Below are 12,332 nucleotides of genomic sequence, written 5' to 3' on the forward strand. Positions count from 1 at the left end.
TACGTCGAACATTTCTGCGGGCTGGATTGCTATGAACGCTTCCAGGCACGCGCCAAGGCCGCGACAGAATCTGACATTGCACCTGTCCCTGGCGGTTCGCAGCCGTCAGATTGAGGCATACCCTAACCTGATGTCAGATGTTGAGCACAAACAACGTCAGAGTAGGGTATTAATTTATATTTATTGACACATTCAGCCAAGGGTAATAGATTTCATCCTGACATTTTTACCTTTGGAGGCATCTTGCAAGGTCAACGTATCGGCTACGTTCGCGTCAGCAGCTTCGACCAGAATCCTGATCGACAACTGGAACAAATAGAAGTCGGCAAGGTATTCACCGATAAGGCTTCAGGCAAGGACACACAACGTCCCGAACTTGAAAGGCTGCTGGCCTTCGTCCGCGAGGGCGACACCGTGGTGGTGCATAGCATGGACAGGTTGGCACGCAACCTTGATGACCTGCGCCGCATCGTCCAAGGGCTGACACAACGGGGCGTGCGCATGGAGTTCGTCAAAGAAGGGCTAACGTTCACCGGCGAGGACTCACCGATGGCCAATCTGATGCTGTCGGTCATGGGAGCCTTTGCTGAGTTCGAGCGCGCTCTGATCCGCGAACGTCAGCGCGAGGGAATCGTGCTGGCTAAGCAGCGCGGGGCCTACCGGGGACGAAAGAAATCGCTGAACAGCGAACAAATTGCCGAGTTGAAACGGCGAGTTGCGGCAGGCGACCAGAAAACCTTGGTGGCCCGTGACTTCGGCATCAGCCGCGAAACCTTGTACCAGTACCTGCGGGAAGACTGACCATGCCACGCCGCTCAATCCTGTCCGCCACCGAGCGCGAAAGTCTGCTGACACTGCCAGATGCCAAAGACGAACTGATACGGCACTACACGTTCAACGAAACCGACCTGTCGGTGATCCGTCAGCGTCGCGGCGCCGCGAATCGATTGGGCTTCGCCGTGCAGCTTTGCTACTTGCGATTCCCTGGCATCTTCTTGGGCGTCGATGATCCTCCATTTCTGCCCCTGCTGCGCATGGTGGCCGCACAACTCAAGGTGCCGGTGGAAAGCTGGAACCATTACGGCCAGCGCGAGCAGACACGGCGGGAGCACTTGGTCGAGCTGCAAACGGTGTTTGGATTCAAGCCCTTCACCATGAGTCATTACCGGCAAGCCGTGCATACATTGACCGAACTGGCCTTGCAAACAGACAAAGGCATTGTGCTGGCCAGCACCCTTGTTGAAAACCAGCGGCGGCAGAGCATCATCCTACCCGCCATGAATGCCATCGAGCGCGCAAGCGCCGAGGCCATTACCCGTGCCAACCGAAGCATCCATGCGGCATTGGCCGATTCCTTGATACCTGTCCATCGCCAGCGCCTGGACGAACTCCTCAAGCGCAAGGATGGTAGCAAAATGACGTGGCTAGCGTGGCTGCGCCAATCGCCCGCCAAGCCGAACTCGCGCCACATGCTTGAACACATCGAACGCCTCAAAGCCTGGCAGGCGCTTGACCTACCTGCTGGCATCGAACGGCAGGTACACCAAAACCGCTTGCTCAAGATCGCCCGCGAAGGCGGCCAGATGACGCCCGCCGACCTGGCCAAGTTCGAGTCGCAGCGGCGTCACGCCACCTTGGTAGCACTGGCCATCGAGGGCATGGCCACCGTCACTGATGAAATCATCGACCTTCACGACCGTATCATCGGCAAGCTGTTCAATGCGGCCAAGAACAAGCATCAACAGCAGTTCCAGGCTTCCGGCAAGGCGATCAACGACAAGGTGCGGATGTATGGGCGCATCGAGCGCACGCTGTTCATTCTGGATTGGCTGCAAAGCGTGGAGCTGCGCCGCCGCGTCCATGCGGGGCTGAATAAGGGCGAGGCGCGCAACGCGCTGGCCAGGGCGGTCTTCTTCTACCGATTGGGTGAAATCCGCGACCGCAGTTTTGAGCAGCAGCGCTACCGGGCCAGCGGCCTCAATCTGGTGACGGCGGCCATCGTGTTGTGGAACACGGTCTATCTGGAGCGTGCCACCAGTGCTTTGCGTGCCCACGGCAAGGCGCTGGACGACACGTTGCTGCAATATCTGTCCCCGCTGGGGTGGGAGCATATCAACCTGACCGGCGATTACCTATGGCGCAGCAGTGCCAAGGTCGGTGCGGGGAAGTTCAGGCCATTGCGACCGCTGCCACCGGCTTAGCGTGCTTTATTTAATGAGATGGTCACTCCCTCCTTCCCAGTACTATGCTGAGGACAGGCTTTCATTCGGAGAACCATCATGGAAAACATTGCGCTTATTGGTATCGATCTGGGTAAGAACTCTTTCCATATTCATTGTCAGGATCATCGTGGGAAGGCCGTTTACCGTAAAAAATTCACCCGACCAAAGCTAATCGAATTTCTGGCGACATGCCCGGCAACAACCATCGCGATGGAAGCCTGTGGCGGTTCTCACTTTATGGCACGCAAGCTGGCAGAGTTAGGGCATTTTCCAAAGCTGATATCACCGCAATTTGTCCGCCCATTCGTTAAAAGCAACAAAAATGACTTCGTTGATGCTGAAGCTATCTGTGAAGCAGCATCACGTCCATCTATGCGTTTCGTGCAGCCCAGAACCGAATCTCAGCAGGCAATGCGAGCTCTGCATCGTGTCCGTGAATCCCTGGTTCAGGATAAGGTGAAAACAACTAATCAGATGCATGCTTTTCTGCTGGAATTTGGTATCAGCGTTCCGCGAGGTGCTGCCGTTATTAGTCGACTGAGTACCCTTCTTGAGGACAGTAGTTTGCCTCTTTATCTCAGCCAGTTACTGCTGAAATTACAACAGCATTATCACTATCTTGTTGAGCAGATTAAAGATCTGGAATCTCAGTTGAAACGAAAGTTGGACGAAGATGAGGTTGGACAGCGCTTGCTGAGTATTCCCTGCGTTGGAACGCTGACTGCCAGTACTATTTCAACTGAGATTGGCGACGGGAAGCAGTACGCCAGCAGCCGTGACTTTGCGGCGGCAACAGGGCTGGTACCCCGACAGTACAGCACGGGAGGTCGGACGACATTGTTAGGGATTAGCAAGCGGGGCAACAAAAAGATCCGAACTTTGTTGGTTCAGTGTGCCAGGGTATTCATACAAAAACTGGAACACCAGTCTGGCAAGTTGGCCGACTGGGTCAGGGAGTTGTTGTGTCGGAAAAGCAACTTTGTCGTCACCTGTGCTCTGGCAAACAAGCTGGCCAGAATAGCCTGGGCACTGACGGCGCGACAGCAAACTTACGAAGCATAAAGGCAGAAATACACCAGTTTAAACAATCATTCATCTGGTTTTGCGAATACTGATATTGATGATACTAACGGCCCACCGGCCTGTTGAGGAACCTGTAAAACGGAAAGGCTCATTGAAGCCGTATATTTTCTGGAGGTTCATCAGGCGCGGAACTCATCGAGGCGCGGGAATAAAATCCCATTCAGACGCCGGATAGATTCAAGCAAGCCAACTTGTCGTCAAAATCGGTGTTGCAAAAACGGGAGTGACCATAGATTCCGTTTTCTGAGACGACCCCCTTATGGCAGCACTTTAAATTGAGTCTCATACAGTATCTGTTTTCTTTCTCTTCATCTCTCATGACCTGCTGCCCACTTACAGACTCCAGGGTAAAGCAAAAAATTCTCCACCGGTGAGCAGAGTATATTGCATATGCCAGTTTATGAGTGTATATATAGCATATGCCAATAAGGAGCCTTCATGCCAAGACCCAGAATTCCCCGTAACATCTGTGGCCGCCCTGCGGATACCTGTTTTAAGCCCAATGCGCGACCGATGAGCCAGCTTGAACATGTTCATTTAAAAGAAGATGAGTTTGAAGCGTTACGGCTGGTCGATTTACTGGGCATGCAACAGCAGGAAGCGGCTGTTGCAATGGGGGTTTCAAGGCAGACACTGGCCAATGTCCTGAAAGCAGCCCGTTTTAAGGTTGTGGACTGTCTCACTCAGGGCAAGGCCTTAATAATGCACTCTGAAAGGGAAGGAGTTACACAAGATGATCACAGCCATTCCAGTGAATGACGACCGGGTAGCAAATCATTTTACCAAAGCGAGTCACCTTGTCCTGGTGGATGAGCGCGGTGTGGAGCTCAGCCGGACAGAAAATCCCGCGCTGGGCGCAGATTGTTCAGGTAAACGGAAGCTGGTTGACCTGCTGGTTCAACAGCAAGTCAGCCGCGTTGTGGTCCGTAACATCGGGGAACGGATGCTGGGTAAATTACTGGGGCATCAGATCGCGGTGTACCAGACTGACTGTGGTCGTCGTTTGTTCACTGAACTGTGTGATCCGGATACCCGTGTTCTGACTGAACTGAATAAGCCGGAGCAGGGACGCCAGTCCTTTCATCATGAGGCGAAAGGGAAAAAATGCTGTCACTCTGACGGGAACACAGCAGAAAATGCGTGCCAGGGTGGGCGTCAGCATCATCACGGAAACGGGCGCTGTTGCCATTCATGAGTTTATTTCATCACGGGCGGTGATTTTTATCAGACCCGTATTGTGTATAAACCAGGAGCCGGAATGTGTGGAGGAGGCAGTAATGATGCCGGGGGAGCCCCTCAGCTGACTGAATTCCGGATGCCTCCCGTCAGTACAACCGGACGCTGAGCAGAAACAGATGAATTGTTATCTTGATGCCAGAAAGGCCCATACCTGTTGTATGGTCTGTAGTTCCCGCGACAACAACCCTGATACGGTGAACTTAATGTTTTCAGAGCACCCGGATGGCTCTGTATGTGCGGACTACACGGCCAATCACAGGCATCAGGGGTATACGGGTCTTTTACATGGCGGAATGACGAGTACCCTGCTGGATGCAGCAATGACTCATTGTTTGTTCATGCAGGGTGTGCAAGCCCTGACGGCTGAACTGACGGTAAGATTCATTTCACCCGTTTGTACCGGAGACAAACTGATGGTATGTGCCAGACTGCTTGGGCAACGCAGGGGGATTTACCTGCTTGAAGCATGGCTGACAAAAGGACAGCAGACAGTGGCACGTGCCACGGCGAAATTCATTGTTCCGTCGCAGGATATTGCTCTGGCGCATCGCTAGTGTGACAGACGACAGGTGTACCTGGTTATTATAAAAATTTGAGGCGTGTTTTGCTCAGACCGGAAAGAATAATCGCATATCGTATATTCCACTGAAACCGTGTAAGAGGTAGTTATGAGTAAACAAATCATTGATATTGGTATTGCTGAATCATCCCGGGTGGAGATTGCAGACGGCCTGTCCCGGCTTCTTGCTGACACCTATACCCTGTATATAAAAACACATTACTATCACTGGAATGTAACTGGCCCCATGTTTAACAGCTTACATTTAATGTTTGAAAATCAATACAATGAGCTGGCCACTGCCGTTGATGATATCGCTGAACGTATACGCTCGCTCGGATGCTTCGCGCCCGGCACATATCATGAATTTTCACGTCTAACAGCGGTTAATGAAGATAAGGATATTCCGGCAGCAAAAAACATGATTGAAAATCTTGTCCAGGGCCAGGAGACCGTGGTTAAAACTGCACGCTCCCTGTTCCCGCTCGTTAATAATGCGAATGATGAAGCCACAGCAGATCTGCTTACACAACGTATCCAGTTACATGAGAAAACTGCCTGGATGTTGCGTAGCCTGCTTGAATAATGTCACCCCGTGGCAGCAGAAAAAACGGTTTGTCAGCCACAGGCTATTACTGACAGTGCAGAATCATCCGTGTTCCTGTGGCTGTTTTTTCTGACCGTCACAGTATTAAACACCATTGAATCAGTGGGTTAATCAGTGAATGCGTGAACGAGAAATACTGTCCGTGACGGGCATCATCGGCTGGTATATCCGGACCACTGTTGTTTTCCCGTTAAGGTATCGCAGGTTCCGGTCTGGCATTTCACAGCCTGAACAGGGTTAATGATGCACGGATAAAACGGTTTACGGGGAAAGCAGGATCATATTATTCGTTGTTATGGCTTCCTTTACCGGTGCCTGCCTGCGGGCAGTAGAGATCATATAAGGTATTTAACAACGTCATGATACGGTTATCCTCAATACGGTAATATACCATTTTACCTGCCCGTCGGGTCTCGACCAGCTTCAGGCGGCGCATTACACCCAGCTGCTGGGACAGGGTCGGCTGAGTGATACCGACCGCCGCTTCCAGCCCGGCCACATTCGCTTCCCCCAGGCTTAACTGACACATCAACAGCAACCGGTCGCTGTTGGCCAGTCCCCGTAAGACATCTGCTGCCCTCAGGGCCGCATTCTTCATATCTGTCTGACGTTTTGTGTCTTCATTCATGAGCATTGCTGATTTCTCATACTATGTGTTTTTATATAATATAATTTAGTATACTGACGGTATCGTAATTTTGCCATCGTGTTCGTCAGGTCTGCAGCGTCCTGCCGGCCCGGGGAAACGATTATATCTGGCAGGCATTTCGCCCCGGGTGAACAGAGAGGATGTAATGAAAATAGTGATTGTTGGTGGTGTTGCCGGCGGGGCATCCGCTGCAGCCAGAGCTCGTCGGTTATCAGAGGATGTCAGTATTGTTGTGTTTGAACGGGGAAGCGATGTCTCTTTCGCCAACTGTGGATTACCTTATCATATAGGCGGAAAAATTCCTTTAAGGCAGTCACTGATTCTGAAAACCCCGGAGGATTTTAAATCCCGCTTTAACATAGACGTCCGTATCTGTCATGAAGTGACGTCAGTGGATCCGGTTAATAAAACGGTGACGGTTAAAAATCTGACCTCAGGGGAGGTCTATAGCGAAGAATGGGATCGTCTGCTCCTCAGTACCGGCGCCGCTCCGGTTGTCCCTCCTTTGCCCGGGCTACAGGAAGAGGGTGTCTTTACGCTGCGAAATCTTACTGACATGGATGCTATCCTGGGGTGGATTGAGCAACATCACGTAGCTCACACCACGCTTGTCGGGGGGGGATTTATCGGACTTGAAGTGATGGAGGCTCTGAGCGAACGGGGGATCAGTGTGACCCTGCTGGAGATGGGGGAACAGGTTATGGCTCCGGTTGATCCTGAAATGGCATCTGCCCTGCATCAGGAAATCCGGAGTCATGGCGTGGATCTGCGTCTCAGAACGGCGCTCACCGAGGTACTGCGGACAGAGACGGGATTCCGCGTTGCACTGTCTGAGGGTGGGTTTCTGCAGACCGACATGGTTATTCTCGCCATCGGGGTAAAACCTGAGAACAGCCTTGCCACAGGAGCCGGGCTCGCAGTGGGTAAACGGGGAGGCATAAGCGTCAATGCCTGTATGCAGACCAGTATCCCTGACATCTACGCCGTGGGGGATGCCGTTGAAACCCCAGACTTTGTCTTTCAGGAACCCGCTAATTTTCCTCTGGCAGGGCCCGCCAACCGCCAGGGACGCATTGCTGCTGATAACATGCTAGATCGTCACAGCCTTTACCATGGCAGTCAGGGGACATCCATTTGTAAGGTATTTTCGCTGAGTATTGGCAGCGTCGGTGCGAATGAAAAGCAGCTGAAAGTTCATGGCACCCGATACGAGAAGGTTTACGTCCATGCCGCTGATCATGCCGGTTACTACCCGGGGGCAACGATGATCAGTCTGAAACTGCTGTTCAGCCCCGATACCGGTAAAATTCTCGGGGCTCAGGCATCAGGGAAAAAAGGGGTTGATAAACGCATCGATGTCCTGTCTGTCGCACAGCGCGCGGGGCTTACCGTCAACGATCTCGAACATCTTGAGCTGACTTATGCTCCACCTTTTAACAGTGCAAGGGACGTCGTTAACCAGGCTGGTATGGTGGCGACAAATGTAATGAAAGGAGATACGGTCATATGTCATGTCAGCGATGTGTTACAACGGGAACCGGGCAGTTATTGTTTACTTGATATTCGCTCTCCTGCCGAACTGAAACAATTTGGTGAATATCCTGACGCGCTATCCATCCCTCTTGATTCCCTGCGGGAAAACCTTGGAAAATTGCCTAAAGATAAAGAAATTTTTATAGGATGTCAGAGTGGCCTGCGCGGGCATGTGGCATACCGTATTCTGCAGGCTCACGGCTTCCGGACATATAATCTGAGTGGTGGTTTCATAACCTGGCAGACGGTAACGGAGTCAATGAGTAAATAAGAGATGAAGTGCCATACACACATGGCACTTCATTTCTCCAGATTCGTTGAAAACATATTATATGGAATAGAAAATCTACAAAAATTATTAACGCCTTGAATGGCAGCTATAAGCGCATACCCTGAATCACTTTAAAGTGATTCAGGGTGTGAATGACTATTTTTGGATTTGGCACACAGCGTACTTCCAGGCTGCTAGTCATTAACAAGCCCTAACTATGACGCCTATGCAATGATCGCAATAAACACCGTTATTCCAGCCTTTCAGGAAAATTCATTATTTTTATACAGCGCTTGTATCCGACATACCTGCGAAGCACTGTAACCTGTTGCATCTGCGGTTTCACGAATACTCAATTTCTTAACCTGCCGATAATACAGTACTTTCTGGTGACGCTCCCGATCAGCTTGCTTACCTTGGTATTTACCTAGTGTATGAGCCCGTTCAATCCCCTGTTTTTGCCGCTGTCGGCGGCTCAGCCAGTCCTTATGCGACATCGCGGCCATCAGGTCGATTAGCATGTTATTGATGGCGGTTATTACTGCGCGAGTAATCGGGTCCGCCTGCGAAGGATCTTTATCTGACAGCGCCTGCCATGAGGTGGGCACATCAAGACTGACAATCCGCAGCTCATGTTTTTCTATCTGCTTTTTCAGCGTCATCCAGTCGCTGTTGCTCAGACGGGTCAGACGGTCTATCTGTTCGACCAGCAAGATATCATTGTGGTGACTGTCCATCAGTAAGCGCCCCAGCTCAGGGCGATCAAGTTTTGTGCCGCTGATATTCTCCCGGTAGTAGCTGGCGATTTTATGTCCCCGCTGCTGAACGAACTGCTCCAGCATCTCTTTTGCCCGGTCAGCGAACTGATCTTCCGTCGATGCCCTTAAATAAGCTCTGATGAACATTTTTCCGCCATAATATCGCATTTAAGTTATTGCATTTAATCTATCGCATATAGGTTATGGCATAAATCGTGTGATGTCACGTTTTGGTTATACCGTCAGGGTGTACCCTTATGCGATAACCATTTTTGTTAAAAATACCGCATCGGATAATTTATGAGGGAAACTATATGGCAAGGAGGCAGATTCTTTCTCTGTCGGAAAGAGAATCATTACTGGCATTGCCAGACGATGAGTTAACGCTGACCCGGATGGCCTATTTCAGTGAGCATGATCTGGCGCTTATCTGTGCTCACCGTAAACCCGCCAGCCGTTTTGGTTTTGCCGTCCTTCTTTGCTATCTGAAAAATGTTGGCTTTGCCCCGGATAAAAAAATCCCACCCTCTGATGCACTGCTGAAACATATCGCCAGCAGGCTAAATCTTACCGGTGATCTCTGGCCTGCTTACCTTTCCGGCAGGGATACGACCCGGCGCGAGCATTTAACCGAACTGTACCGCTATCTTGGCGTGAAGGCATTTACCGGCAAAATACAGCAGGACTGTATTACACACCTGCTGTCGATGGCGACGCGTACTGATAAAGGTATTCTCCTGGCCGAAGAGATGCTGGTCTGGCTCCGGCAGAACAACGTAATAATCCCCGCGATTGATGTCGTGGAGCGTACCTGTGCTGAGGCCATGGCAGGCGGCGATAAAATCGTATTTCAGACTCTGAATGCCCCGTTAACTCCGGCTCACAGGGATGCCCTGGATCGTTTACTTGAGTCATCGGATAATCAGTCTTCCAGGCTGACATGGCTTCTGCAACCGCCGGGTAAAATCAATGGTAAGAACGTGCTGCAACATCTTGATCGGCTCAGCAGCGTTGAATCGCTGGCATTACCGGAAGGTATAGATCGTACCATTCACCAGAACCGGTTGCTGAAACTGGCGCGGGAAGGCCGGAAGATGAGTAGCCGTGATTTGACCCGATTTTCAGCAACCCGGCGTCATGCGATCCTGGTGTGCGTGCTGGAAGAAGCCAGAGCCACACTGACAGACGAAGTGATTGAGTTGCATGAGCGAATGCTGAACAGCCTTTTCAGCAAAGCCAAAAGAACACAGGCAGAGCGCCTTCAGCAGACCGGAAAGCTGATCCAGTCAAAACTGAGGCAGTACATCGATGTCGGTCAGGCGCTGTCTGATGCCCGCGATTCCGGTGACGATCCATGGCTCGCAATAGAAAATATACTCCCATGGCCTGAATTTGTCGCCAGTCTGGAGGAAACACGCCATCTCGCCAGAAAAAATAATTTTGACCCGCTGCATATTATTACCGAGAAATACAGCATATTACGGAAATATGCCCCACGCATGTTATCCACTTTACAGTTAGTCGCAACCCCGGCAGCGCAACCTCTGGCTGATGCGCTGGTTGTGATCAAGGATATGTACCTGAAGCACTCACGTAAAGTTCCGGCGACTGCGCCGCTTGAGTTTGTCCCTGAAAGCTGGCACAGGGTGGTGATTACACCTGCGGGTATTGATCGGCAGTATTATGAATTTTGTGCGCTCAGCGAGCTTAAGGGAGCGTTGCGCTCCGGGGACATCTGGGTTAAAGGCTCACGGCGCTACAAAAATTTTGATGATTACCTCATTCCCGAAAAGGACTTTGACAAACTCACTCCGGCGCTGCCACTGCCCGTATCTGCTGATTACCATGAGTACATTACCAGCCGTATGACCCTGCTTCAGTCCAGACTTGAAGAGGTCAATGCCATGGCAGCCCTTGGTGAACTGCCCGATGTGGAAATTTCCGACAGGGGCGTAAAAGTCTCTCCGCTGGATAACTGCGTACCGGCGCAGGTTTCACCGCTGGCAGAGCTGGTTTACAGCATGCTACCGCGCCCTAAAATCACGGAAATTCTCGATGAGGTAAACGGCTGGACGACGTTTACCCGACATTTTTCGCATATAAAAAATGACATTACCCGTCCCGATACCCGCCTGCTTCTCACCACCATTCTTGCGGATGGCATCAATCTTGGCCTGACAAAAATGGCAGAAGCCTGCCCCGGGAGTACCAAATCATCACTTGAAGATATTCAGGCATGGTACATCCGCGACGAAACCTATTCAGCCGCCCTTGCAGAACTGGTAAACGCGCAGGGGAAAAGGCCGCTGGCGGCATTCTGGGGAGACGGGACAACATCATCATCAGATGGACAGAATTTCAGAACAGGCAGCACTGGCCGCTACGCAGGACAGGTTAACCCGAAATATGGGCAGGAGCCCGGACGACAGTTTTATACCCATATTTCGGATCAATACAGCCCGTTTTACACCTGCATAATAAGTCGGGTCAGGGATTCAACCCATGTTCTCGATGGCTTGCTGTACCACGAAAGTGACCTGAAAATCAGGGAGCATTACACCGATACCGCGGGTTTCACCGATCATGTCTTTGCCCTGATGCATCTGCTGGGATTTGCGTTCTGTCCGCGAATCAGGGATCTCCATGACAAGAAGCTGTTTATCAAAGGGAAAGCAGACCAGTACCCGGCGCTTCAGTCACTGATATCAACGACCAGCCTGAACCTGAAAGAGATCGAAATTCACTGGCGTGAAGTGTTGCGTCTGGCAACCTCGATAAAGCAGGGAACAGTGACGGCATCCCTGATGCTGAAAAAGCTTGCCAGCTACTCAAAGCAAAATGGACTTGCCAAAGCACTGAGAGAAATTGGCCGTATTGAACGAACGCTGTTTATGATCGACTGGTTCCGCGATCCGGCACTTCGTCGGCGGGTCCAGGCGGGACTGAATAAAGGAGAAGCCCGTAACGCGCTGGCGCGCGCGGTATTCCTGCACCGTCTGGGTGAAATCAGGGATCGTAAACCGGAAAATCAGAGCTATCGCGCCAGTGGACTGACGCTGCTGACGGCAGCTATCTCGCTGTGGAATACCGTCTATATGGAAAGAGCGGTCGATGCCCTGAAGCGTAAAGGGGTGAAGATCAACGATCAATTGCTGTCGCATTTGTCCCCGCTAGGCTGGGAGCATATCAATCTGACAGGCGATTATATCTGGAAAAGCAACCGGATACCGGCTTCCGGTAAGTTTCGTCGGTTGAGACCCGCTAAAGTCGAAAGGTCAAAAAATAGCCTTAACGAATGGAAGGGACTTCCCCTGGATATGCGCCTGATTAACTCTTGTGCAATCATGGGGTAAACATAGCCCCGGAGGGATTCGTTATGACCATCACGACTGTCGGTATCGATCTTGCTAA

The 12,332-nt window shown here is 51.3% G+C and carries 12 protein-coding genes; 10 read left to right on the forward strand and 2 right to left on the reverse strand.

Features of this window, described 5'->3' with window-relative positions:
- Positions 1 to 21 precede the first annotated feature (21 nt).
- The 8 genes from OOJ59_RS27080 to OOJ59_RS27115 all read left to right on the forward strand — a co-directional run bounded on the left by OOJ59_RS27080 (position 22) and on the right by OOJ59_RS27115 (position 5,689).
- Positions 22 to 114, forward strand: a complete 93-nt coding sequence (locus tag OOJ59_RS27080) for a DUF3330 domain-containing protein (protein ID WP_238703584.1) — start codon at positions 22 to 24, stop codon at positions 112 to 114.
- A gap of 129 nt (positions 115 to 243) precedes the next feature.
- A complete protein-coding gene (locus OOJ59_RS27085; RefSeq protein WP_001162010.1) occupies positions 244 to 801 on the forward strand; it encodes a recombinase family protein in 558 nt (185 codons plus the stop codon).
- A 2-nt stretch (positions 802 to 803) separates the two neighbouring features.
- The gene (locus tag OOJ59_RS27090) at positions 804 to 2,201 is read left to right on the forward strand and encodes a DUF4158 domain-containing protein (protein ID WP_045269836.1); all 1,398 of its coding nucleotides are present in this window, start codon (positions 804 to 806) and stop codon (positions 2,199 to 2,201) included.
- Between the two features lie 78 nt (positions 2,202 to 2,279).
- Positions 2,280 to 3,284, forward strand: a complete 1,005-nt coding sequence (locus OOJ59_RS27095; protein ID WP_000427614.1) for an IS110-like element IS5075 family transposase — start codon at positions 2,280 to 2,282, stop codon at positions 3,282 to 3,284.
- A gap of 459 nt (positions 3,285 to 3,743) precedes the next feature.
- Positions 3,744 to 4,064: a DUF134 domain-containing protein gene (locus tag OOJ59_RS27100; protein WP_001137910.1), complete on the forward strand. Its 321-nt coding sequence runs from the start codon at positions 3,744 to 3,746 to the stop codon at positions 4,062 to 4,064.
- On the forward strand, positions 4,039 to 4,500 hold the full coding sequence (locus tag OOJ59_RS27105; RefSeq protein WP_000626969.1) for a NifB/NifX family molybdenum-iron cluster-binding protein: 462 nt from the start codon (positions 4,039 to 4,041) through the stop codon (positions 4,498 to 4,500). The genes OOJ59_RS27100 and OOJ59_RS27105 overlap by 26 nt, the downstream gene beginning before the upstream one ends.
- A gap of 247 nt (positions 4,501 to 4,747) precedes the next feature.
- Positions 4,748 to 5,098, forward strand: coding sequence for a PaaI family thioesterase (locus tag OOJ59_RS27110; RefSeq protein WP_023135766.1), 351 nt, complete (start codon positions 4,748 to 4,750; stop codon positions 5,096 to 5,098).
- Positions 5,099 to 5,212: 114 nt separating this feature from the next.
- Positions 5,213 to 5,689 carry a Dps family protein gene (locus OOJ59_RS27115; RefSeq protein ID WP_000043177.1) on the forward strand — a complete coding sequence of 159 codons (477 nt, stop codon included), beginning with the start codon at positions 5,213 to 5,215 and terminating at the stop codon, positions 5,687 to 5,689.
- A 304-nt stretch (positions 5,690 to 5,993) separates the two neighbouring features.
- Here the strand turns inward: OOJ59_RS27115 and OOJ59_RS27120 are convergent, their stop codons facing one another.
- Complete coding sequence (locus OOJ59_RS27120; RefSeq protein WP_000928911.1) at positions 5,994 to 6,344, reverse strand: ArsR/SmtB family transcription factor; 351 nt, start codon at positions 6,342 to 6,344, stop codon at positions 5,994 to 5,996.
- Between the two features lie 160 nt (positions 6,345 to 6,504).
- Between OOJ59_RS27120 and OOJ59_RS27125 the strand changes: the two genes are divergently transcribed.
- Positions 6,505 to 8,163 (forward strand): FAD-dependent oxidoreductase, encoded by a 1,659-nt coding sequence (locus OOJ59_RS27125; protein WP_025760366.1) that lies wholly within the window; start codon positions 6,505 to 6,507, stop codon positions 8,161 to 8,163.
- 263 nt (positions 8,164 to 8,426) lie between these two features.
- Here OOJ59_RS27125 and OOJ59_RS27130 read toward each other — a convergent pair whose 3' ends face one another.
- Positions 8,427 to 9,068 (reverse strand): recombinase family protein, encoded by a 642-nt coding sequence (locus tag OOJ59_RS27130; RefSeq protein ID WP_045269835.1) that lies wholly within the window; start codon positions 9,066 to 9,068, stop codon positions 8,427 to 8,429.
- A gap of 167 nt (positions 9,069 to 9,235) precedes the next feature.
- On the opposite strand from OOJ59_RS27130, the gene OOJ59_RS27135 reads away from it, so the two are divergent.
- The gene (locus OOJ59_RS27135; protein ID WP_045269834.1) at positions 9,236 to 12,274 is read left to right on the forward strand and encodes a Tn3 family transposase; all 3,039 of its coding nucleotides are present in this window, start codon (positions 9,236 to 9,238) and stop codon (positions 12,272 to 12,274) included.
- The last annotated feature ends 58 nt before the right edge of the window (positions 12,275 to 12,332 follow it).

The organism is Citrobacter sp. W9, from assembly GCF_026719375.1.
GTDB classification, from domain to species: Bacteria; Pseudomonadota; Gammaproteobacteria; order Enterobacterales; family Enterobacteriaceae; genus Citrobacter; species Citrobacter werkmanii.

Bases quoted from the DNA above. Each gene is read 5' to 3' on its own strand.
- OOJ59_RS27090 (WP_045269836.1), top strand. From the start codon at position 804: ATGCCACGCCGCTCAATCCTGTCCGCCACCGAGCGCGAAAGTCTGCTG.
- OOJ59_RS27095 (WP_000427614.1), top strand. From the start codon at position 2,280: ATGGAAAACATTGCGCTTATTGGTATCGATCTGGGTAAGAACTCTTTC.
- OOJ59_RS27100 (WP_001137910.1), top strand. From the start codon at position 3,744: ATGCCAAGACCCAGAATTCCCCGTAACATCTGTGGCCGCCCTGCGGAT.
- OOJ59_RS27105 (WP_000626969.1), top strand. From the start codon at position 4,039: ATGATCACAGCCATTCCAGTGAATGACGACCGGGTAGCAAATCATTTT.
- OOJ59_RS27110 (WP_023135766.1), top strand. From the start codon at position 4,748: ATGTTTTCAGAGCACCCGGATGGCTCTGTATGTGCGGACTACACGGCC.
- OOJ59_RS27115 (WP_000043177.1), top strand. From the start codon at position 5,213: ATGAGTAAACAAATCATTGATATTGGTATTGCTGAATCATCCCGGGTG.
- OOJ59_RS27120 (WP_000928911.1), bottom strand. From the start codon at position 6,344: ATGCTCATGAATGAAGACACAAAACGTCAGACAGATATGAAGAATGCG.
- OOJ59_RS27125 (WP_025760366.1), top strand. From the start codon at position 6,505: ATGAAAATAGTGATTGTTGGTGGTGTTGCCGGCGGGGCATCCGCTGCA.
- OOJ59_RS27130 (WP_045269835.1), bottom strand. From the start codon at position 9,068: ATGTTCATCAGAGCTTATTTAAGGGCATCGACGGAAGATCAGTTCGCT.
- OOJ59_RS27135 (WP_045269834.1), top strand. From the start codon at position 9,236: ATGGCAAGGAGGCAGATTCTTTCTCTGTCGGAAAGAGAATCATTACTG.